Origin of the sequence: Vitiosangium sp. GDMCC 1.1324 (genome assembly GCF_003044305.1) — a bacterium.
Classification (GTDB): Bacteria; Myxococcota; Myxococcia; order Myxococcales; family Myxococcaceae; genus Archangium.
The window spans coordinates 150491-172513 of sequence record NZ_PZOX01000012.1; the positions used below are offsets into that span (position 1 = coordinate 150491).

The following is a 22023-nucleotide window of genomic DNA, read 5'->3' on the forward strand; positions in this document are numbered from 1 at the left end:
AGAGGAAGGAATGGGCGGCCCGCGGCATGTCCGACCTTCTGGTGGAAACAGCCGAATCGTGGGCAGGATGAGGGACGTCCGGTGTACCTAACACCGAGACACGCGACACACCGTGACACGCCGCGCCGTTACCCGGAATCCGCCATGGCTCCGCAACCGCCCGCTCCCCCGCCCGAGTCCCCGCTCCAGAAGCACCTGCGTCGCGTGCTGGAGGCCCTCGCCGAGGGCCAGAAGCGCCATACCGAGAGGAAGGCGCAGTGGGAGCGCTACGAGGCCCAGGACCGGGATAGGTGGGCACGGCAGCAGGCCGAGGGGTGGGAGCAATGGGCACAGAAGCACGCCCAGGGGGTGGAGCAGTGGGCGCAGAAGCACGCCCACGGCGTGGAGAAGTGGGCCGAGGGCGTGGAGAAGTGGGCCGAGGGCGTGGAGAAGTGGGCCGACGGCCTGAGCAAGAAGGAGCGCCGCAAGTGGGAGCGGCGCAGGGAGCGGGAGCGGTGGCGTGAGGAGCAGCGGGCCCTGAAGCGCAAGCGGCAGGCCGAGGAGGCCAACCCCTTCATGGGGTGGGTGTTCGTGCTGGCGGCGCTGGTGACGGCGGGGATGGCGGTCCTCCACATGCGGGAGTTCTGGTGGCTCATCTTCGTGGCGCTGGGCCTGGGCTCGTCGGCGGCGGGCATCCTGGGCCGCGTGCGGGACAGGGCCCGGCTGCAGGAGGGGGCGGTGGAGGGCACGGCCTCTCGGGAGGATGCCCTGGAGCCGGAGCCCGAGGCTCCCGCCAGGACCCAGGCCTCCCAGAAGACCGAGGCATCTCCACCTCAGGAGTCCGAGGACCCGCGGACGGCGCGGGTGAACGCGCTGTGCGACAAGCTGCTCGCGGAGCTGCGCTCGGGGCCGGGGCTGCTGCGCGAGGTGGTGCACCAGCCGGAGCAGACGGTGGAGGGGCTGCGCAAGAGCTGCCACGAGCTGGCGCGCCGGGAGCGGGAGCTGCGCTCGCTGAGCACGCCCGAGGACGAGCGCCGGCTGGAGGAGGAGCGGGGGAAGCTGGCGGCGCGGGTGGAGTCCGAGCGCGACGAGGTGGTGAAGGAGCGGCTGGAGAAGACGCTGCGGCTGCTGGACGAGCAGCGGGGGCAGCGGGCGGAGCTGGCCACGTCGGCCTCGCGGCTGGAGGCCGAGCACATGCGCCTGTACTACACGCTGGAGAACCTCTACACGCAGGTGCTGCGGGTGCGCTCGGCGGACGCGGCGAGCGCGGACGTGGCGGGCGCGGGCCTGCGCCAGAGCGTGGAGCAGCTCGGCCTGGAGATGGACGCGGTGGCCGAGGCCGTGGAGGAGGTCCACCGCGACGGGCCGCCCCGGCAGCGCGTGCCTACTCGTTAGCCTGGGCCGGCGTCTTCCCCGGCGGCGTGGACGCGGGGGACACCCGGCGCACCGTCTTGATGTTGAGGAACTCGAGGATGCCGTGGCGGGACAGCTCGCGCCCATGGCCCGAGGCCTTCACCCCGCCGAAGGGCAGGCGCGTGTCGCTCGCCACCATGCCGTTGACGAACACCGTGCCGGCCTCCAACCCGTCGATGAAGAGCTGCTGCTCGGCCTCGTCGCGCGTCCACACGGCCGAGCCCAGCCCGTAGGGTGAGTCGTTGGCGATGCGCAGCGCGTCCTGGGCGTCCTTCGCCCGGAAGAGGACGGCCACCGGGCCGAACATCTCCTCGCGGTACGCCGGCGAGCCCGGGGGCGGGTTGGCCAACACGGTGGGCGGGTACCAGAAGCCGGGCCCGGTGGGCTTGAGTCCCCCCAGCAGCAGCTTCGCTCCCGCGGCCACGCTCCGCTCCACCTGCGCGTGCAGCCCGTCGCGGATGCTCTCCATGGCGAGCGGGCCCACCTCCGTCTTGGCGTCCTTGGGGTCTCCCACCACGGCGCGGCGCATGCGCTCGACGAAGCGACGCTCGAACTCGGCGTAGATGGGCTCGGTGGCGATGAAGCGCTTGGCGGCGATGCAGGACTGGCCGTTGTTGATGAGGCGGGCCTTCACCGCCGTCTCCACCGCCGCGTCCAGGTTCGCGCTCGGCAGCACCACGCAGGGGTCGCTCCCGCCCAGCTCCAGCACCACCTTCTTGAGCTGCTGGCCCGCGCGCTGGCCCACGTCCCGGCCCGCGCCCTCGCTGCCGGTGAGCGTCACCGCCTTGACGCGTGGGTCCTCGATGATCCGGCGCACCGCCGCCACGTCCACCAGCAGCGTCTGGAAGGCCCCCTTCGGGAAGCCCGCGCGCACGAAGAGCTCCTCCAGCGCGAGCGCGCACTCCGGCACGTTGTGCGCGTGCTTGAGCAGCCCCACGTTGCCGGCCATGAGCGCCGGGGCCGCGAAGCGCACCACCTGCCAGAAGGGGAAGTTCCACGGCATGATGGCCAGCACCGGCCCGAGCGGCTGGTAGCGCACGAAGCTCGTGTCCGGCGGGGTGTCCACCGGCTCGTCCGCCAGGAAGCGCTCGGCGTGATCCGCGTAGTACCGGCAGGCGGTGGCGCACTTCTGGGCCTCGGCCCGCGCGGCCTCCAGCGGCTTGCCCATCTCCTCCATCATCATCCGCCCATAGCGCTCCGCCTCCGCCTCCAGCAGCTCCGCCGCCCGGCGCATCCACCCGGCGCGCTCGGCGAAGGCGGTATGTCGGTAGGTGTGGAACGTTTCCACGGCCATTCGCAGCCGTGTCTCCACTTCCTCCTCGGAGTGGGGGGGAAAGGTGCGCAGTGTCCTGCCTGTGGTGGGGTCGACAGTGGCGAACGCCATGTGGGGCTTTCCTCCAGGGCGCGGGAGTGTGGGCACGGCGCCCGAGGGCCACAAGCCGCAGGTGCGGGCCCCGTTCACACCTTCACGTGTTTTCCAGACAACAGTGTCGCAGTGGGTTTTCACCCCGAGAGGACATGTTTGTCACACCTGCCCTTGAATACACGTTTTCTGATTCATTCTTGAAGCACCGGTTTCAATTCCGACGCGTTCTGTCCGCTCCCTCTGAAAATCGGGCTTTCCTTTGTTTAATAACAGCGTCATGTTTCAGCGTTGACGGCATGCCTGAGAAGGCATTCCAGTCTTTTCGCGGACTTGGGGGGTTGGCGTGGTTCCTGCTCTCTAGAGTTCTGCAAGTCGGGCCGGTGGGGTGGCCGCAACGTTGCTTCTCCGACCTTGTAGAAACTTTTTTCTGAGGAACACATGCGCTTCAATCTCCGCCACATCGTCCCGGTCGCCCTGCTCTCTCTGGTGGGGTGCGGTGTCGAGACCCCTGCTTCCGAGGCGCAACCCGCCGCGGTGGAGGAGGTGGGGCAAGTGCAGTCCATGCTCCAGGCCTCTGACTGCCAGGGCTGCCTGGCGGGCACGGAGAACACCCGCTTCGTGAGCGGCTTCACGCGCGAGCAGGTGACGAGCGACATCGCCCACTACAGCATCCGCCTGCAGGTGGGCCCGGACGCGGCGCATGACATCATCGTGCTGCACCGCGTGGTGAAGGAGCAGATTCCCTGGTGGCCGGCGCGCGCGCCCGAGTCCGTGCTCATGGTGCACGGCGACGCCTGGGACTTCCGGGGCGCGTTCATGGCCAGCACGCTGACGGCCCAGGTGCAGGCGGACCACTCCATCGCCGTGTACCTGGCGCAGCAGGGCGTGGACGTGTGGGGAATCGATCTGCGCTGGACGCAGGTGCCGGCGGAGACGCAGGACTTCACCTTCATGAAGAACTGGAACCTGGGCACGCACGCCAAGGACGTGGGCACGAGCCTCACGGTGGCGCGGGCGGTGCGCGCGCTCACGGGCAGCGGCGCCGGCAAGATGAACCTGCTGGGCTGGAGCCGCGGGGCGCAGGTGGCCTACGCCTATATGAGCGCGGAGACGGACCTCCCGCCGGGGCTGCGCAGCGTGAGCGGCTTCATCCCGGTGGACATGGTGATGCACTTCGGGCCCGAGGCCGAGCAGCAGCGCCAGTGGGCGTGCGTGCGCGCCACCGTGGGGGACATGCTCCTCAAGAGCGGCCGTTACGAGGGGAACCTGTCCGGCAGCGGCGCGGGCGTGCTCATCATGCAGGTGGGTCAGGCGGCCATCTACTGGCCGAACACCCAGGCCCAGCTGCCGGGCATGGAGCTGCCGCCGATGACGTACAGCCAGCTCGGCGTGACGGTGGGGGCGGCCACCTACATGTTCCTCTCCAATGAGCAGGCCGGCATCTACCCGGCGGTGCCCGGCTACCACTTCGCCGCGGGCAAGTTCGATCCGAACAACGCGCTGACGGGGCTGCAGCAGGTGACGGACCGGCAGTTCTTCGACTTCCTCAGCTCCGCCCACCCGTACCAGAGCTTCACGGAGCAGGTGGAGGGCGATCAGCTGCTGTGCGGCCAGAAGGATCTGCCGTACGACGACAACCTGTCGGAGGTGAAGGTGCCGGTGCTGTACGTGGGGGCCGCGGGCGGCTACGGCAGCTACGGCGAGTACTCGGCGAAGAAGCTGCTGGGCAGCAAGGATGTCACCATCCTCCGGGTGCAGAAGTTCCAGGAGGCGTTCCGCGCCGCGGACTACGGCCACGCGGACCTGTTCCTGGGCGCCAACGCCAAGACGGACGTGTGGGCCCCCATCTACCAGTGGATGAAGAAGCACTGAGCTGGTGCGCGGGGCGTTGCCGTCGCCCTTGTGCCCGGGCCTCGCGGAGACGCGGGGCCCGATTTTTTTGGGGGGGGAATCTCCTCTCCGCGCGAGGGGGTCCCCGCTCTCTCATGGCTCCTTAGATTGAGAGCCCACGCTCCGGGATGGCCCCGGGCGAGAGCGAGGGCCCCACCATGGTCGACAACATCTGGACCGAGTTCGCCAGGAGCTATGACGTCATCTGCTCCCAGCTCAACTGCTACCAGCGGATGGTCGCGAAGGTTCTTCGTGACACCGAGGGTCGCAGGTACGTCATCGACGCGGGGTGTGGCACGGGGTTGGTGAGCCAGCCGCTCGTCGAGCGGGGGCATACGGTGGTGGGCTTCGACAACAACCTGGCGATGCTCGGGCTGGCCATGGTCAGACAGGCCGGGATGCCGGAGGAGGCGCGCCGGTGGTGGAAGGTGTTGGAGGGGGACGTGCGCTCCTTCCCACCCGGAGTGCCGGGCGAGGCGGACGCCGTGGTGCTCAACAACGTCCTCTTCTACGTACGCGAGCCGGAGCTGGTGCTGAGGCAGTGCTTCGAGCACCTCAAGCCGGGCGGCGTGGTCATCGCCACCGGACCCCGGCAGCGGCCGGACCTGCACAAGGTGATGGTGCGCTCCATCGAGGAGTGGAAGGCGGAGGGACGCTGGGACGAAGCGCTGCGGGCCGCGGCCGCGTACCACGTCGACGTGACGCGCCGGCTGGTCACCGACCCCACCGAGATGGTGACCTTCTTCGAGCCGGACGTGCTGGTGGACACGCTGCGGCGCCTGGGCTTCTCGCGCGTGCTCGCGGCCGACAGCGAGGACTACTACGGCGAGAACTTCTACGTCTGCGTGGCGCGGTAGGGCCATGGGCCGCACCGGCTGGGACTAGCTGACGAGTCCCAGCAGGCGGGCATCGTTGATGATGCGGTTGCCGTCCACCTTCATCTTGCTGGTGAGGAAGGGCGCGATGCCCTCCGCGCTCTTGTGCAGGCGCGCGTAGTTGTTGTCGTAGATGCGCGTCACGATGAGCTGCGCCGAGGCGATGATGCGCTGGAGGTTGTGCTGCAGCTCGTTGCCCTCCATGAGGAGGTGGAGCTCGCAGATGTACTTGCGGTGGTCCTCCAGCAGTTTGAAGAGGCCCTTGCGCTCATCTCCGTTGGGGACCCGCGCCTTGGCTCCGGTGGTGATGACGACGCACAGCTGTTGCCGGTAGGCCTCGTAGGCCTCGCGGAAGCGCGTGGCCACCACCTGGAGGTCCTGCGGGGTGGGGGGCTGCTCCCAACGGATGAAGAAGACCTTGTTGATGAGGCCCGTCTTGTAGTTCGGAGGGGAAACGGTAGCGGAAGCGAAAGCGGACATGGGGACCATCACTCCCAGAAGCGGGCCGGCAAGGATGCCCGGTCGCGGTATTCCGAGCGCACAACCCGGGTGCTCGAATCGGGAATGTGGTGCTCCCGGACGCCAATCCCAAGCCCCGCACGACACGGTCTGCCGCCGAGCGCACGAATGAAGCGCGCACGGTGTCTGACATTGCACGGAAGCCTGGTGCGCTCCGGTGGGAGAACACCTAGGGTGTGCGCATGGGACTCTCACCGCGCGAGCTCCGCGGGCTGCTCCACGGGTGGCTGGGGGCGGATGGCATCGGCCTGCTGGCCATCCTGTTGGCGCTGCTTGCGCTGGGGCTGGGCTTCATCGCGCTGTCGGACGAGGTGCGTGAGCAGGAAACCCAACACTTCGACGAGCGCGTGCTGCTGTCGCTGCGGCGTCCGGACAACCCCGGGGAACCCATCGGGCCCCGGTGGCTGGCCGAGGCGGCCCGGGACGTGACGGCGCTGGGCAGCCCATCGGTGCTGGCGCTGGTGGTGTGCGCGGTGAGTGGCTTCCTCATCCTGGCGCGGCGCTGGCGGACACTTGCGCTGGTGGTGTGCTCGACGGTGGGAGGCGCGGTGGTGAACTCGCTGCTCAAGCGCGTGTTCGCCCGGCCGAGGCCCTCGGTGGTGCCTCACCTCACCCAGGTGCTGTCGGAGAGCTTCCCCAGCGGGCACGCGATGCTGTCGGCCATCGTCTACCTGACACTGGGGGCACTGCTGGCGCAGCTCGTGGAGGGACGGTGGCGCAAGGCGTACCTGCTGAGCGTGGCACTGGGCCTCACGCTGCTCATCGGGCTGACGCGGGTGTACCTGGGAGTGCACTACCCCACGGACGTGGTGGGCGGGTGGATGGCGGGGCTCGCGTGGGCGCTGCTGTCGGCGCTGGTGGCGCGCGCGGCCCGGAGGCGCAGCCCCGGGCTCCGAGAGGAGTCCCGAGGCCACACCGCGCCCTCATGAGCCGGAGAAGAGGGGCCCGTGCGGGAGCACCGGCAGCCGGATGCAGAAGGCCACGCCCTTGGGGTGGTTGTCCTCCACCCAGATCCACCCGCCGTGGGCCTGCACGGCGCGGCGGCAGAAGGCGAGCGCCAGCCGGTTGCCGCCCTCGGCCCGCCCGGAGCCGGGCGTGTGCGCATCGGGCAGGTGGGCATCGAAGAGGTTCGCGCGCGCGGCGGCGGCGATACCGGGGCCCTCGTCCCGTACCCGCAGCTCCAGCAGGCCGGGCTCGGGGTTGGCGGCCTCCAGCGTTATCTTGCTGCTGCCCAGCGCGGTGTACTGGAAGGAGTTGTCCAGCAGGTTGACGAGCGTGCGGCGCAGCAGCTCGCGATCCGCGGTGATGAGCGGCTCCGCCAGCTTCACGGACTGGATGAAGCGGCGCGGTGAGCTCACCAGCCGCTGCTGGAAGTCGCGCGCCACCTCGGAGAGCAGCAGGTTGACGTCGAACCGGGCCGCATCGAAGGGGAGGGAGGACTCGTCGCCACTGGCGTCCAGCAGATTGGACACGGTGCGTTGCAGACCGTCCGCCGCGTCGCGGATGTCGCGCGTGGTGCGCTGCAGCTCCTCGTGCAGGTGCGGGCGGTAGAGCATGAAGGTGGCGTTGGTGAGGATGCTGGTCAGGGGCGCCTTGAAGTCGCGCATCACCCGTTGGATGAGCTCGTCCTTCTGGTGCTGGACGCTGGCCAACGTGTCGCGCTGCGAGCGCAGCTCCTCCTCGCGCCGCTCCAGCTCGCGCACCCGCAGCCGCAGCAGCAGCTGGGCCTCCACCTGGCGCCCGAGCACTCCCAGCGCCTCCGCCTGCTCCCGGGTGAGCTGGCGCGGCTCGTGGTCGATGACGCACAGCGTGCCCATGTTGAGCCCGCCCAGGCCCCGGATGGGGATGCCAGCGTAGAAGCGCACGTGCGGCCCCTCGGTGACGAGCGGATTGTCGTGGAAGCGCTCGTCCTTGTGGGCGTCCTCCACCACGAAGAGCTGCTCACCCAGGATGGCGTGGGCGCAGAAGGCGAAGTCGCGCGGCGTCTCCGGGGTGTCCAGGCCGACGCGGGACTTGAACCACTGCCGGTAGTGGTCCACCAGCGACACCAGCGCGATGGGCGTTTCGCACAGGCGCGAGGCCAGGCGCGTCAGCTCGTCAAAGCCGGCCTCCGGCATCGTGTCGAGGATCTCGAGGGTATCCAGCGCGGCGAGGCGCGCTTCCTCCTGGGGATGGGGCGGGGCAACCTTCATGGGTCGTTCTCCGGAGGGGAGACTCGCGCCAACCATGCCCGACCCCATGGATGCTTCCCAGGACTTCTTGTCCCGGGGCCCGGCTGTCCGCCCGTGGTCCTTCCGGCACGGGGTGCTCGGTCCTCCACATATCTCCGGCATCCAGGCTGCTGGGTTCATGCCGGACGGGGTGACGAGGGAGGCCGCGAGGGCGTCAGGAGTGCGGCCCGGGCTCCTCGGACCGCTTCTTCTCGTCCAGCGACTTGCGCCACTCCTTGAGTCCCTCAACGAGGGAGAAGGAGTGGAAGGCGAGATGGTCGATGTTGCGATGATATGCCGCAAGGTATGGCTCACCTGCGAGCTGGATGATGGCCTGTGAGGGCCGCTCGGACAGGCCGTAGAACCAAGCCCTGGCCTGCTCCCGCGTGTCGAAGCTGGCCACCGGCGGAGGCGGACGGCCGTCCTGCATCATCTCCTCGAGGTAGAACTCGATAAACGGTGTGGAGGGCATCTTGCGGACGTTGGTGTCCCGCCAATAGTAGACGGTGTGGTATTCGTCCGCGATCAGCACCGCCGCCCTATGGGGTGGTTTGGGGTGGTTCTTCAGCCACGCCTCTGCCTCATCGCGCGTCGCGAAAGAGGCGATGACCATCGCGGGCCCTTCTGTCCTGAGATCCTGACGGTAGTCGTTGAATTCATACTGCTGGCCCGTCGTCTCGATGAATCGGAGCGCTTCGGCCGCGGTGAGAAGCAATTCCTTCTCCTCCGCAGACTCGGTCTTCTCATGAATCAGGCCGAGGAGATTGATGGCTTCGAAAGTGGGGCTTTCGTTTTTCATGTATCGCCTCCGTGCTGCGGGAGCCGAGGATGGCTCGTCAGGATGCAAGGAGCACTGCGGGTGCGAGGACCACGAGCCCCGCTCCGGCGGAAACCGTGACGAAGGCAACCCCGGCGATGACGACAATGCTGCCCACCAGAATGCCCTGGTGATGGCGCTTCAACCAGTCGACGGCTTCGTCCACGGCCGAGAACTCCTGGCGCTGACGGCCCTCCACCTCCTGGCAATCAGCATAGGCTTGTTGGCATTGCGTGGTGCACCACGCCAGCTTTCCACCCTTTCCCCTTCCCCCGGACGTCGTATGTCCGAAGCCCCGAGGCAGAGGGCGGTTCATGCACATCTTGATGCACTGGTCGTTCTCCGCGTCACAGTCGCGCTGGTAGGTCTTCGCGACGCGCACGATGCGGCCATAGGTCGATTCACGGGCGCTCGTGGGAAACTGGTACCACGAGAGGTCGAACTCCTCGGCATGCCGCCAGTGCTCGGTGACCTGGCCGCCGGGTGACTCCTCGAGGACGAGCACGTAGCGGGTGAGCTCCTCGGCGGACGGCGAAGCGGTGTAGCGGGTGGCACTACAGGAAACGAGCAGCAGGCAGAGGGTCGAGGTGATGAGTCTTGCGGGCGTCATACGGGTCTTCAGGTGGAGGCCTTGGTCCGCGGTGGGGGATGGGCGCCGTAGCACGTGGCGTGATCCGGGCCAACGTCTTCGGGCGAGTACCTCTACTACCAGTTGCGAGCACCAAACCTCGTAGGGCCGAAGGAATGAATGATGGGGAACCTGCTTAGGGTCTTCCTGTCCATGAAGGCCGTGACATAGACGAGGCCCGCCCGAAAGCCCGTGAGCAGCTTCCTCAATTCAGCGTGGCGTTTGGGATTGACCGGGCTATGGCTCGTCACCGCTTCGCTCCCGGAAAATCTTCGTGACCGGCGGCAGCGGCCGGCAGCTTGAGATTCCGGTGGTGCAGTGCTCCTTCTGAGATGCTCATGAGAAGAAGGCAGCTGCCCTCTCCCAGGGCACGCTTGTCGGTGTCCGCATGCGTGTGGACGGGCTGATGGCGAACGCCCTGGTGAGGACCGCGAATGGATGGACCTGGAAGCGAGGAGCCGCCTCATCGCTCAACCCAGGTCGCTCCGAAGGGGCAGGGAACTCAGGGCCAGCGCTCGACTGGGCTCACGGCCAGCTTATGGTCCCGAAAGGCGACACTCGGATTCAGACTGGAGCCTTCGTCGATGCCGATATACCCGTCCTCCCCGTCGCCCAGCACGATGCACACAGGGTACTTCCTGCCATCGGGCAGCACGGCCAGGGTGTAACGGCCCATGACGGCCGGCCTTGACCTCCCAGGCCCCCGATCGGTGATGCCGGGGCCCATCCAGAGGCGACCGTGCAGCAGCGTCCCCTCGGGCAGATTGCCGGCTCCCCTCCTGATGCGGCTGATGACAGGAGCACCCTGGCGGGTGCCGATGTCGGTCATATCGACGGGCTGGTTGGAGTCCAGGGTGGCATACAGGGGGCTGGCCGTCGAAAGTTTCAACTTCTCGAACATGGCCTCTTTCGCTTCCTCGGAGCAATCGGCGGGCTCTGGAGGCTTCACCTGGGCGGCGGGACAGCCGAGGCCGACGACGGCGCACAACCAGGCGGCGAGGAAACTGGAGGGAGTAGAGCGGGGAGGGGTGGACACGGGTGGGCTTCCTTTCTCGGAATGGCCAGACCCGGGCAGCAGTGCCTCGGGTGGGGACGCGAGTGTGGAGTGTGCTAGCCACAAGGCAAGGCCGAGCACGGTCAGGCTCGCGAGCAGGGCCAGGGGCCACCTCGCGCGGCGCGGGCGCCCAAGTGTGGCAGGGGCTTCCTGCCGTGCCTCTGCCTGGTGCTCTTCTTTCCTGGGCGGCCGAGCCTCTTGCGGGACCTCGTGTGTCACGTCTGGCAGCCGAGCGACCTGTGCCGACTCCTGGGGCGGCGGCTGCGCCGTCGGGTTGCCGCTGGCGGGGAAGAGCGGCACCTTCCAGGCGCTGGATGTCCGCTCCCTGCCCGCGTTCCACAGGGCCTGCAGCAGCGCCTCGGTGTCGGAGTAGCGGTCCTCGGGCCGCTTCTCCAAGAGCTTCAGGGCGATGTCGCTCAGGGAGCGCGGCGCCCTTGGATTGAGGAGATGGGGCGCCTTCGGGGGAAGGGTGGCGATGGCCGTCAACAGCGTCTCGTCTGGCAGCTCGGGGTTGAAAGGGTGGAGGTCGGTGAGTCCCTGGTAGAGCAGTACCCCGAGCGCGTAGAGATCCGCGGGGACACCCCCCTGGAAGGGGATGTTCTGCTTCCACAGCTCACTGCGTGTGTAGGCGAGGACTTCTGGCGGCAGCAGGTGGATGACGCCAGGCGGAAGGCCCAGCGTCTTCGTGAAGGCCCCCGGCAGGCGCACGTTGCCGAAGTCGATGAGGAAGGGTCGGCCGTCCTCCCTGCGAATGAGGATGTTCTCCGCCTTCAAGTCCCGGTGGTACACGCCGCGCGAGTGCAGCACGCCCACCGTGCGCACCACCTCGGAGAAGGTGTCGAGCAGACCGGCGGCATGGGTTGGCGTCCTCCAGCGCCACCCGTGCCAGTTGTCCCCGTCCACGAAGTCCATCACGAAGAAGAGGTAGCCCTTCTTGGGGTGGGGCCAGCAGTCCACCGCGTACACGCGCAGAAGATTGGGAAGGGGCGAGTACGTCAGCAGAGCCGCCACCTCTCGTGTCATCCGCCAGGAGGTCTCCTCCTCTCCTTCTTCCTCCTCGGAGGAGAGGGGCCGCAGCGCCATCTTCATCGTGAAGAAGAGGCCGTCGCGCTCCACCTTGAAGACGCGGCTGGAGCCTCCGACTCCCAGGCGCTCCACGATGCGCCAGGGGCCCACCATGTGGCCAGGCAGGAGGTGGTCCGGGTGCAGGGCTTCCGTCGTCATGGACCGACCTCCTAGAGTTTCACTTCGAGGATGGGAAGTTGCCGGGCGCCGCTCTTGTCCATGACTTCCAGGCGGAAGTCCTGGCCCTCCATCCAAGAAGGCGCCTCCGTCTCCACCGCCACGAGTCCCTCCTCACCGGGCCCGAGCTGTGCCTTGTTCATGTGCACGGCGAGCACCTTCACGGGAGTGCCGTCCGTCCGAGTGAGGTGAGCCTCCTCCGGCGCCCAGGGTCTCTGCCCCGGAAGGTTGTGGACGCGGACGACAGCGAGCGCCCAGGATTTGGCGCGATACCCCTCGCCCTCCATCACCTCCAGTCCATGCGGCGCACCAGGGGGTATATTCGCGATGCGCTTAGCCCGTACTCCGTGCTCGTCGAGCCGTCCTGAAAACACGAGCCCCACGGGCCCACTCATGGCCTGGAGCGCCGCGAACTGAGCGTCCTTCTCCGCCAGCGCCGCCTCCAACGCCTCGACAGTGCGCGGGCGGCGCACCACCTCCACCAGGGTGTCCACCAGCGAGGGGTGGGAGACGAGCGCGAAGGTGGCGTACGCCGGCGCAGCGCCGTCCTTGTAGCGCACCCGCACGATGAGCCGCTCCTCGGGGCCCGGCTCCACGGTCATTTCGAGGATGAGCGTGCGGTCGCCCACATCCACCAGCCGGAAACGTGTCATCCGCCCCTCCACCTCCACCGAGGCTCGGTCGATGGATGCGCCGAAGCGGAAGAGGGTGAGGGTGTTGGCCGCCACCCGCACCTCCGGCACCGGCTCGTCCGGGCTGTTGGGGACGACGACTTGCCGTTGCTGCTGCTCACGGGTCGGGGGTTGGGCTCGGGCTGTCGCGGGCGTCCCGAGGGGCAGGGCGAGGAGAATCAGGAGCGGAAGGGGCGATGGTAGTGCCAGGGCGGATAACCTCTCCGGTCCACCGTAGCAGATGTTGTATCCAGGACGACCAGTGACTCCAGCGCCCCTGCCTCGTGCCGGAAAGGGGTGACGCGGGAGGCCGCGAGGGCGTCAGGAGTGCGGCTCGGGCTCCTCGGACCGCTTCTTCTCGTCCAGCGACTTGCGCCACTCCTCGAACTTCTCGAAGAGGGAGAAGGGGTGGAAGGCGAGATGGTCGATGTTGCGATGATACGCCGCGAGGTAGGGCTCGCCCGCGAGGTGAATGACGGCTTGCGAGGGTCGCTGGGGCCGGCTGTAGAACCAGGAGCTGGCCTGCTCCCGTGTGTCGAAGCTGGCGACCGGAGGAGGAGGACGGCCGTCCTTCATCATCTCCTCGAAGTGGTACTCGATGGAGTGGGTGGAGCGCAGCTTGCGGAAGTTGCTATCACGGTCATACATGACGACGTGGTACTGGTCCGCGACCAGCACGAGGGCCATGTAGGGCGGTTTGGGGTGGTTCTTCAGCCACGCTTCCGCCTCTTCGCGCGTTGCGAAAGAGGCGATGACCATCTCGGGTCCCTCGGTCCTGAACTCCTGGCGGTAGTCATCGAATTCATACTGCTGGCCCGTTGTGTTGATGAACCAGAGCGCGTCGGCTGCGGTGAGAAGCAACTCCTTCTCCTCCGCGGACTCGGTCTTCTGATGAATCAAGCCGAGGAGATTCATTGCCTCAAGGATGGGGCTTTTGGGTCTCATGTGATGCCTCGGTGATGTGGAACCGAGCAGGGCTCGTCAGGATGCCAGGAGCACCGCGGGTGCGAGGACCACGAGCCCCGCTCCGGCGGAAACCGTGACGAAGGCAACCCCAGCGATGACGATAATGGGGAGGAGAGTGACCTCTACTGCGAATGCGGTTCGGGCTCCTCGGGCTCCTTCTGGGTCTTCTGCTTCTCGCGCCACTCCTTGAGTCCCTCAACGAGGGAGAAGGGGTGGAAGGCGAGATGGTCGATGTTGCGATGATACGCCGCGAGGTATGGCTCACCTGCGAGCTGGATGACGGCCTGTGAGGGCCGCTCGGACAGGCCGTAATACCAGGCCCTGGCCTGCTCCCGCGTGTCGAAGCTGGCCACCGGCGGAGGCGGACGGCCGTCCTGCATCATCTCCTCGAGGTAGAACTCGAGAGTGGGAGAGAAGTTGAGCTTGCGGGTGTTGGTATCCCGCCAATAGTAGACGGAGTGGTATTCGTCCGCGATCAGCACCGCGCCGCTTCGGGGCGGCTTGGGATGGTTCTTCAGCCAGGCCTCCGCCTCTTCGCGCGTCGCGAAAGAGGCGAGCACCATCTCGGGTCCTTCGGTCCTGAGATCCTGCCGGTAGTCCTCGAAGTCATACTGCTGGCCCGTCGTTTCGATGAATTCGAGCGCGTCGGCAGCGGTGAGAAGCAACTCCTTTTCCTCCGCGGACTCGGTCTTCTCATGAATCAGGCCGAGGAGATTGATGGCTTCGAAAATGGGGCTTTTGTTTTTCATGCATCGCCTCCGTGCCGCAAGGGCGGAGCAGGGCTCATCAGGATGCCAGAAGCACTGCAGGGGCGAGGACCACGAGCCCTGCTCCGGCGGAAACCGTGACGAAGGCAACCCCGGCGATGACGACAATGCTGCCCACCAGCAGGCCCTGATGATGGCGCTTCAACCAGTCGACGGCTTCGTTCACGGCCGAGAACTCCTGGCGTTGGAGGCCCTCCAGCTTCCGGCAGTCATTGTAGGCTTGTTGGCATTGCCCGCGGCACCACTGCTCCTTTCCACCCATCTTCCGCCCTCCAGACTTGATGTGTCCGAAGCCGGGAGGCAGAGGGCGGCGCATGCACATCTTGATGCACTGGTCGTTCTCCGCATCACAGTCGCGCTGGTAGGTCTTCGCGACGTGCACGATGCGTCCATACGTCGATTCACGGGCGCTCGTGGGAAACTGGTACCACGAGAGGTCGAACTCCTCGGCAGGCCGCCAGTGCTCGGTGACCTGGCCGCCGGGTGACTCCTCGAGGACGAGCACGTAGCGGGTGAGCTCTTCGGCGGACGGCGAGGCGGTGTAGCGGGTGGCACTACAGGAAACGAGCAGCAGGCAGAGGGTCGAGGTGATGAGTCTTGCGGGCATCATACGGGTCTTCAGGAGGAGGCCTTGGTCCGCAGTGGGGGGATGGGCGCCGTAGCACGTGGCGTGATCCGGGCCAACGTCTCCGCTCGCTGACCGGCGCTGGCCGCGCGCCATCGTGGTAGTCAAAAGCCGTGGATGATCTCGACGCCCGCCGACGCGAGCAGCACAAGCAGCGCCTCTCCTGGATGCCGTGGCTCTACTTCACGCTCAAGCCGCGCCACCGCGCCTGGGCCGAGGCCTGGCAGAAGGAAGTCCAGGACCGCCTGCGCGAGCTGGAGACGGTGGAGATCGCCGAGGGCTGCTTCATCTCTCCAGAGGCGCAGCTGTTCGCCGAGCCCGGCCGGCCCATTCGCATCATCGGCCCCGGGGTCAGCATCGCCGCCAACGCCTTCGTGCACGGGCCCGTGGTGCTCGAGGCCGGGGTGAGCATCAACGCGCGTGTCAGTCTGGATGGGGGGGCCGAGGGCATCCGCATCGGCGAGGGCAGCCGCATCGCCACCGGCGCCACCCTCTATGCCTTCGATCATGGTCTGGCCCCGGATCGGCCCGTGCGCTCCCAGCCCGTCACCTCTCGCGGCATCGTGCTGGGTAGGGACGTGTGGGTGGGCGCCAATGCCGGCATCACCGATGGGGTGCGCATCGGCGATCACGCCGTGGTGGGCATGGGGGCCGTCGTCACCCGGGACGTCCCCCCCTGGGCCATCGTCGCTGGCGTCCCCGCTCGCGTGATCGGCGACCGCCGCGACCGCCGCCGCTCCGGCGCTCCCGACCCCTCCTGGCCACCATCTGACGATTCGGAGGGATAACTGCCCGACTTTTCTCGGGATTCCTGTCAACTCCTGAGAAAACGGAAGCAAAGAACGGCGCTCGAATTGACGCCGATTCATTCGCGGGCCTTATGCTCTCCAGCAAGACAGGGCCCGCTCGGTGGGGGAGGCGTGCGCGGGAGGGGTCCGCAGGAGCCGGTTGGGGAAATCCGTCTCCGAGAGCAGCAGCCGTCTCCCCGGGGGAAAGGAGCGCGGTATGTCATTCCAGCAGCTGTCGCAGGCCATCATCGCCTTCGATGTCGAGAGCCCCTCCTCTGAAGCGCTCTCGCGTGCCGGAATGAGGGTGCTCGCCGCGAGCCTCCGCTCGGGGTTGTCGGCGGATGCCCTGCGCTACCACTTCCTGGCCGAGCAGCTCAGCGAGGTGGTCTTCCACCTCGACGGCCTGGGGAACCTCACCTTCCTGGGCCCCACCTGGACGTCCCTGACCGGCCTGGCCGTGGAGGACGTGCTCGGGCAGCCGCTGGTGGAGATGGTGCATCCGGAGGATCGGCCGCGTGTGCGGGCCCTGCTGGATGCGATCGCCGCGCGCGTGCAGGCCTCCTTCCGGCTCGAGCTGAAGCTGCTGGCCTCGGGGGGGCCCCGGTGGGTGGAGCTGGCCGCTCACAGCTCTCCGACGGGGCAGGGCGAGGTGTTGGGCACGCTCGCGGACGTCACCGAGCGCCGGCTGCTCCAGGCGCGCATCCAGCAGACGGATCGGCTGGCCACCCTGGGGATGCTCGTGCCGGGCTTCGCGCACGACATGAACAACCCGCTGGCCTTCATGCTCGCCAACCTCGACTACCTGCTCTCCAGCATGGGGGATGTGGCGGGTTCGGCTCCGGCGGGCCAGGTGGCCGAGTGGCGCGAAGCGGTCGGCGAGGTGCGCGAGGGCGCCGAGCGGCTGCGGCAGATCATCGGCCACCTGCGCAGCTTCCGGTCGGAGTCGGGCCAGGGGCCGGTGGACGTGAACACGCTGCTCGATTCGGTGGGGCAGATGGTGTCCAGCACGCTGCGCATGCGCGGCCGCCTGGTGCGCGACTACGGTGCCCGGGCCCTGGTGGTCGGCAGTGAGAGCGGGCTGCGTCAGGCCCTGCTCAACCTGGTCCTCCACGCCGTGCTGTCCCTGCCCGATGGCGGGGACACGGAGGAGAACGAGGTGCGGCTCGTCACCCGCGAGGATGGCGGGGGCCAGGTGGTGATCGAGGTGCATGACACCGGCGCGGGCATTCCACCCGAGCAGCTCGGCCAGGTCTTCGAGCCGCTGTACACGCCGCGTGAGGCGAGCAGGCCCGGGCCGGCGCTCTCCGTGTGCCGGGATATCGTACGGTCGTTCGGCGGGAGCATCACCGTGACATCCTCGGTGGGCCGGGGGACCGTCTTCCGGGTGACGCTGCCCAGGGTCTCCTGAGCTGGGCCGCCGACCAACCCTGCATCGCCTCTCGCTGGTTCCTAACCTACCTCCAAGAATGGCCGCTTCGGCCGTCCTGGAGGTGTGTGTGCATTCGTCCATCATCCGTCTGGGGGTGCTCGTGCTGGCACTGGTGCTCGCCGCCTGCGGCCACCGGGGCCCCCGCGAGGGCCAGATGGGTGTCGGGCTCCCCGTGGGACAGGGCGGGCAGGGACTCGGCGGGGCCTGTGCCGGGCGGCAGTCGTTCCTCGTCGGCAGCGGCATCTACGACATCACCGGCCCCGCCGCCGAGGTGGGGATGATGGGCTACGTGAGGGTGGATCAGCAGACGGAGGGCATCCACCAGCGCCTGCGCTCGAGGGCCTTCGTCATCGCCTCGCCGTGCAACGGCAAGCGCGTGGTGTTCGTGAGCGCGGACCTGGGCATGGTGTTCCAGGGGGTGAAGCAGCAGGTGGTGGAGCGGCTGCGGGCCACCTTCGGGTCGCTCTACTCCGATGACAACGTGGTGCTGAGCGCCACCCACACGCACAGCGGGCCCGGGGGCTATTCGCACTACGCGCTCTACAACCTGAGCACGTTCGGCTTCGAGCCGAAGAACTTCGAGGCCATCGTCAACGGCATCTACCAGTCCATCGTCCGGGCCCACGAGCACCTGGGGCCAGGCCACATCACCCTGGCGGCGGGGGATCTGCTGGACGCGAGCCGCAACCGCTCGGCCGTGGCCTACCAGCTCAACCCGCCGGAGGAGCGCGAGCGCTACGCGTACGACACGGACAAGCGGATGACGCTGCTGCGCTTCACGAAGGACTCGGGCGTGGAGGTGGGGCTCATCAACTGGTTCGCGGTGCACGCCACGTCGATGGGGAAGGACTACCGCTACATCAGCGGCGACAACAAGGGGTACGCCTCGTATCTCTTCGAGAAGGCGAAGGGCACGCGCTACGACGCTACCGGAGACACCTTCGTGGCCGCCTTCGCCCAGGCCAACGAGGGCGACGTGACGCCCAACATCTTTGGAGGCGAGGACGGTGGCGGCAAGGACGACTTCGAGAGCACGGAGATTTCGGGCCGCAAGCAGTACGAGCGCGCGGCCTCGCTCTACTCGAGCGCCACCACGCCCCTCACCGGTGGGGTGGACTACCGGCACGTCTACGTGAAGATGGATGACGTGGAGGTGCGGCCCGGCTTCGCGGATGGCACGGCCCGGCACACCTGTCCGGCGGCCATTGGCATCTCCATGCTGGCGGGCGCGGAGGACGGGCCGGGCGTGGGAGTCGAGGGCGCGACGTGCGCCGCCATCCATGACGTGTGGAGCGCCTTCACCTGCACCACCACCACCACGCCCTGCCAGGCGGAGAAGCCCATTGTCCTTTCGATGGGCTCGATGAAGCCCTTTCCATGGAGCCCCGAGGTGCTGCCCCTGCAACTCGTCACCGTGGGCAATGTGGCCCTGGTGGCGGTGCCCTTCGAGCTGACGACCATGGCCGGGCGCCGCCTGCGCGAGACGGTGCGTGAGTTGCTGGCCCCGGCGGGAGTGACGGAGGTGGTCATCGCGGGCCTCTCCAACGCCTACTCGGGCTACGTGACCACGCGCGAGGAGTACGCCCGGCAGGAGTACGAGGGCGCCTCCACCCACTTCGGCCCCTGGACGCTGGCGGCTCTCCAGCAGGAGTTCGACATGCTGGCGCGGGCCCTGCGCGAGGGCACGTCCCTGCCTCCGGGTCCCACGCCGCGCGACCTGTGCCACCAGCAGAGCCAGCTGCGCCCTGGCGTCCTCTTCGATGACAAGCCGCTGTGGGCGGACTTCGGGGACGTCTTCCGTGACGCCCGTGCGTCCTATGCGCGCGGAGAGACGGTGCGCGTCACCTTCTGGGGCGGGCATCCGAAGAACGACCTGCACATCCAGGGCACCTACCTGCGCGTGCAGCGCCGCAGCGGGCTGCTGTGGGAGGACGTGGCGTACGACTGGGACTGGGAGACGAAGTACACGTGGCGCCGCGCCTGGTGCCTGCCCACCCTGGCGTGCTCGCATGTCACCGTCGAGTGGACCATTCCCCAGGACGCGCGCCCGGGCACCTACCGCATCCTCCACGAGGGCGATTGGAAGTCCGGCTGGGATGGCCGGGTGCGCCCCTACCAGGGCACCTCGCGCACCTTCACCGTGCGGTGAGCCGGGCCGGGCCGGTGCTCATCGGCAGGTGTGATCCGCGTTGCAGCCCTTCTTGCACTGGACGCATGCCTCGCCGCCCTTCCCGCACCTGCTCTGGGTGTTGCCCGCCTCGCACGTGTTGCCCGAACAGCAGCCCGAGCAGGAATTCGCCGTGCAGCGGCACGCTCCGTCCACGCACTCCTGCCCCGGAGCGCAGGCCGCGCCGCTGCCGCACCTGCACTGCCCGTTCACGCAGCGATCCGCGCCCGGTTCGTTGCACGCGGGATTGGTGCCGCAGACGCAGACCCCCCGTGAGTCACATGCGTCGGCTCGCGCGGGGTCGCACGTCACGCAGGCGATGCCGCCCGTGCCGCAGGTATTGAAGGTGGTGCCCGTGCAGTGGCCCTGCACACAGCAGCCATCGCAGCCGATGCAGAAGGTGCCTCCATCCGGAGTGCCATTCGGTTGCTCGGATATCGGCTCCAACTGGAGGGTGACCTCCACCTCGTACCCGTCGCGGACCTGCGCGCCGCCCTCGCCTCGCGCCACCACGACGTCGTTGCGCAGGCCCTCGATGAACACCTTCGCCTGCACGCCGTTGGCGACGTCTCCCAGCAGCACGCGCAAGGTCTCCCCGCTGTAGAGCAGCCGCTCGGGTTGTTCGGGGAGCACGTGGGGCCCGAAGGCATCTCCGCCCTCCACCGAGCCCCACACCCGTACCTGCGTGAGCAGCAGGGTGGGATCGAACTCCGTCGTCACGTAGAGCGCCGTGCCCGAGGCCCTGGCCGGGTCTCGGCAGGCGCTCAGCAGCAACACCGTGCACACGAGCACCGGCCAACCTGCCCAGGTCCCTTCACCCGATCCACGCATCATGGCCCACATGAGGGTATCCACGACGCACAGCGGCCGTCCCACCCAGACGGCGGGGCCGTCCAGCGGGAGACGTTACGGTCTCCCCGTGTGCCGGGAACCGGACATGCGCGGACGCTCAGATGAGCGCGAGGGCTTCTTCGGCCGCGGTGGACTGCTGCACCGCGGAGGGACGGCGCAGGGGACGCAGCCGCAGCAGGAGCTCGCGCAGCCGCGGCGAGGGGTTGGTGAACTGGATGCCCACGCCGGGCGACATGCGCCAGGTCCTCGCCAGCGTCGAGTCCACGTGCCGCACCACCTCGCCCACGCACTCCACCTCCTCGCCGCCAATCAGCAGGGTGAACTCGAGCCGGGTGAAGAGCGGCGGGAAGGGCTCGGCGCAGCACATGAAGACGCCGCCGCGGCTCAGCTCGTTGCAGTGCACCACCACGGGGCTCGTGCCATTGCCGCGGCGCACGCGCGCCGTCCAGGTGGGCGCGGGCGTGGGATCATTGGGCTCGGGCAGGGTCGGCGTCGCGGGGATGGGCATGCTCGGAGGACGGGGCGGGGGCGCGGACCGGACGGCGGGGTGCGCCCTTGGGGCGGGCTGGACGGCGGCGATCAGGGCCTTCTTGAACTCGAGCGCGCTGGGGAAGCGCTCCGCCGGATTGCGGGCGAGGGCGCGCATGATGGCCCTGGAGAGCGGCTCGGACACGGTGGGGACGAGCTCGTGCGGAGGGTAGAGCGGGGGCGGCGGCGCCGACGAGAGCACCATCTCCGCGAGCTGCCCGCGAGGATAGGGGAGCTGGCCGGTGACGAGCAGGTAGCCCGTCACGCCCAGCGAGTAGACGTCCGCGCGCCCATCCACGGGCTGGCCGGTCCACTGCTCCGGAGACATGTACGCGGGAGTGCCGAACACCTGTCCGGCCATCGTCTGCTCCTGCTGGGGCGAGGGGCGCAGCGCCTTGGCCACGCCGAAGTCGAGCACCTTGAGCGTGGGCGTCTCTCCCGGGCGCGCCACCATGAGGAGGTTGTCGGGCTTGAGGTCGCGGTGCACCACGCCGCTGCGGTGGACGGCCTCCAGCGCGTCACAGCCCTGCACGAGCAGCCAGGTCAACAAGCCCGGCTCCATGGGGCGCGGCAGCCGCGACAGGGGCGTGCCCGCCAGGTACTCCATGACGAAGTAGTGCAGGCCGTCCTCCGACTCGTTGATGTCGAAGATGCGGACGATGTTGGGATGGCCGATGAGGTTCACCGTGCGCGCCTCCGCGTAGAAGCGCGCGCGCAGCCGGGTGTCCTGGGCCAGGTACGGGTGCAGCACCTTCACCGCCACCCGGGCGCCGATGATGGTCTGCTCGGCGAGGTACACCGTGCCCATTCCTCCACTCCCCAACATCTGGGTGAGCCGGTAGTGGCCGAGTGTCCGGCCCCGCAGGTCCACCAAGGCGGGCGTCGTCGAAGGCACCTGGCGCGGCGCCGGGCTCGAGGACTCGGCTCCGCTCCAAGTGTTCTGGGCGGCACACGGGGTGCTGGCGGGATGTTCTGACGAACAGTGCTCGCAGTGCATGGTGGCCGAGACTGGGTTGGGGATGAACGGCAGTGAACGACTTGCAAGTGTCATGCACCGTCGGCGGGTGGATGGAAGCGGCCTGGTCTGTGTCGCAGGGAGTGCGCGACGACGGGAAATCGAGCCATTGCAATGACCGCCAGCACACGCGGGTCTCGCCCTCGGGTTGCATGCTCAATTCGTTCAGTCGGGCGCGAGGAGGATTGATCAAAACTTCCACATCTGGCGGGTTTCGATCGA

At 68.2% G+C, this 22023-nt stretch carries 20 protein-coding genes; 7 read left to right on the forward strand and 13 right to left on the reverse strand.

Annotation, left to right across the window (positions count from 1 at the left end):
• The first annotated feature begins 144 nt into the window (after positions 1 to 144).
• Positions 145 to 1374 (forward strand): SdpI family protein, encoded by a 1230-nt coding sequence (locus DAT35_RS31175; protein ID WP_108071799.1) that lies wholly within the window; start codon positions 145 to 147, stop codon positions 1372 to 1374.
• Here DAT35_RS31175 and DAT35_RS31180 read toward each other — a convergent pair.
• On the reverse strand, positions 1364 to 2776 hold the full coding sequence (locus DAT35_RS31180; RefSeq protein WP_108071801.1) for an NAD-dependent succinate-semialdehyde dehydrogenase: 1413 nt from the start codon (positions 2774 to 2776) through the stop codon (positions 1364 to 1366). The genes DAT35_RS31175 and DAT35_RS31180 overlap by 11 nt on opposite strands.
• Before the next feature lie 420 nt (positions 2777 to 3196).
• Here DAT35_RS31180 and DAT35_RS31185 point away from each other — a divergent pair, with 420 nt between their 5' ends.
• Together DAT35_RS31185 and DAT35_RS31190 are read left to right on the forward strand one after the other, a co-directional pair.
• Positions 3197 to 4630, forward strand: coding sequence for a hypothetical protein (locus DAT35_RS31185; protein WP_108071803.1), 1434 nt, complete (start codon positions 3197 to 3199; stop codon positions 4628 to 4630).
• A 176-nt stretch (positions 4631 to 4806) separates the two neighbouring features.
• The gene (locus DAT35_RS31190; protein WP_108072160.1) at positions 4807 to 5505 is read left to right on the forward strand and encodes a bifunctional 2-polyprenyl-6-hydroxyphenol methylase/3-demethylubiquinol 3-O-methyltransferase UbiG; all 699 of its coding nucleotides are present in this window, start codon (positions 4807 to 4809) and stop codon (positions 5503 to 5505) included.
• A gap of 24 nt (positions 5506 to 5529) precedes the next feature.
• On the opposite strand, the gene DAT35_RS31195 is transcribed toward DAT35_RS31190, so the two are convergent.
• Positions 5530 to 6003: a DofA protein gene (locus tag DAT35_RS31195; RefSeq protein WP_233261831.1), complete on the reverse strand. Its 474-nt coding sequence runs from the start codon at positions 6001 to 6003 to the stop codon at positions 5530 to 5532.
• A 221-nt stretch (positions 6004 to 6224) separates the two neighbouring features.
• Between DAT35_RS31195 and DAT35_RS31200 the strand changes: the two genes are divergently transcribed.
• Complete coding sequence (locus DAT35_RS31200; RefSeq protein ID WP_108071805.1) at positions 6225 to 6971, forward strand: phosphatase PAP2 family protein; 747 nt, start codon at positions 6225 to 6227, stop codon at positions 6969 to 6971.
• Here the strand turns inward: DAT35_RS31200 and DAT35_RS31205 are convergent.
• From DAT35_RS31205 to DAT35_RS61105, 9 genes are all read right to left on the reverse strand, one after another.
• Positions 6966 to 8234: a GAF domain-containing sensor histidine kinase gene (locus DAT35_RS31205; RefSeq protein ID WP_108071807.1), complete on the reverse strand. Its 1269-nt coding sequence runs from the start codon at positions 8232 to 8234 to the stop codon at positions 6966 to 6968. The two genes, DAT35_RS31200 and DAT35_RS31205, sit on opposite strands and share 6 nt — an antisense overlap.
• Before the next feature lie 193 nt (positions 8235 to 8427).
• Entirely contained in the window at positions 8428 to 9051 is a 624-nt protein-coding gene (locus tag DAT35_RS31210; protein WP_199243049.1) for a head protein, read from the reverse strand.
• Positions 9052 to 9088: 37 nt separating this feature from the next.
• Positions 9089 to 9679: a hypothetical protein gene (locus tag DAT35_RS61100; protein ID WP_108071809.1), complete on the reverse strand. Its 591-nt coding sequence runs from the start codon at positions 9677 to 9679 to the stop codon at positions 9089 to 9091.
• Between the two features lie 95 nt (positions 9680 to 9774).
• A complete protein-coding gene (locus DAT35_RS62470; RefSeq protein WP_108071811.1) occupies positions 9775 to 10164 on the reverse strand; it encodes a BsuBI/PstI family type II restriction endonuclease in 390 nt (129 codons plus the stop codon).
• A gap of 35 nt (positions 10165 to 10199) precedes the next feature.
• Entirely contained in the window at positions 10200 to 11975 is a 1776-nt protein-coding gene (locus DAT35_RS31225) for a protein kinase (protein ID WP_108071813.1), read from the reverse strand.
• A gap of 11 nt (positions 11976 to 11986) precedes the next feature.
• Entirely contained in the window at positions 11987 to 12907 is a 921-nt protein-coding gene (locus tag DAT35_RS31230) for a DUF2381 family protein (RefSeq protein WP_369946188.1), read from the reverse strand.
• Positions 12908 to 12985: 78 nt separating this feature from the next.
• Positions 12986 to 13564: a head protein gene (locus tag DAT35_RS31235; protein ID WP_146209963.1), complete on the reverse strand. Its 579-nt coding sequence runs from the start codon at positions 13562 to 13564 to the stop codon at positions 12986 to 12988.
• 188 nt (positions 13565 to 13752) lie between these two features.
• Complete coding sequence (locus DAT35_RS31240; protein ID WP_199243051.1) at positions 13753 to 14379, reverse strand: head protein; 627 nt, start codon at positions 14377 to 14379, stop codon at positions 13753 to 13755.
• A gap of 37 nt (positions 14380 to 14416) precedes the next feature.
• Positions 14417 to 15007: a hypothetical protein gene (locus DAT35_RS61105; RefSeq protein ID WP_108071819.1), complete on the reverse strand. Its 591-nt coding sequence runs from the start codon at positions 15005 to 15007 to the stop codon at positions 14417 to 14419.
• Between the two features lie 182 nt (positions 15008 to 15189).
• Here DAT35_RS61105 and DAT35_RS31250 point away from each other — a divergent pair, with 182 nt between their 5' ends.
• The 3 genes from DAT35_RS31250 (at position 15190) to DAT35_RS31260 (ending at position 19388) form a co-directional block, all read left to right on the forward strand.
• Positions 15190 to 15810 carry a DapH/DapD/GlmU-related protein gene (locus DAT35_RS31250; RefSeq protein WP_108072164.1) on the forward strand — a complete coding sequence of 207 codons (621 nt, stop codon included), beginning with the start codon at positions 15190 to 15192 and terminating at the stop codon, positions 15808 to 15810.
• Positions 15811 to 16027: 217 nt separating this feature from the next.
• Positions 16028 to 17218: a nitrogen regulation protein NR(II) gene (locus DAT35_RS31255; protein WP_108071821.1), complete on the forward strand. Its 1191-nt coding sequence runs from the start codon at positions 16028 to 16030 to the stop codon at positions 17216 to 17218.
• Positions 17219 to 17393: 175 nt separating this feature from the next.
• Positions 17394 to 19388: a neutral/alkaline non-lysosomal ceramidase N-terminal domain-containing protein gene (locus DAT35_RS31260; RefSeq protein WP_108072166.1), complete on the forward strand. Its 1995-nt coding sequence runs from the start codon at positions 17394 to 17396 to the stop codon at positions 19386 to 19388.
• Positions 19389 to 19406: 18 nt separating this feature from the next.
• On the opposite strand, the gene DAT35_RS31265 is transcribed toward DAT35_RS31260, so the two are convergent.
• Both DAT35_RS31265 and DAT35_RS31270 read right to left on the reverse strand, forming a co-directional pair.
• A complete protein-coding gene (locus DAT35_RS31265; RefSeq protein WP_233261832.1) occupies positions 19407 to 20240 on the reverse strand; it encodes a hypothetical protein in 834 nt (277 codons plus the stop codon).
• Between the two features lie 115 nt (positions 20241 to 20355).
• Positions 20356 to 21681: a serine/threonine-protein kinase gene (locus DAT35_RS31270; RefSeq protein ID WP_233261833.1), complete on the reverse strand. Its 1326-nt coding sequence runs from the start codon at positions 21679 to 21681 to the stop codon at positions 20356 to 20358.
• Between the last annotated feature and the right edge of the window lie 342 nt (positions 21682 to 22023).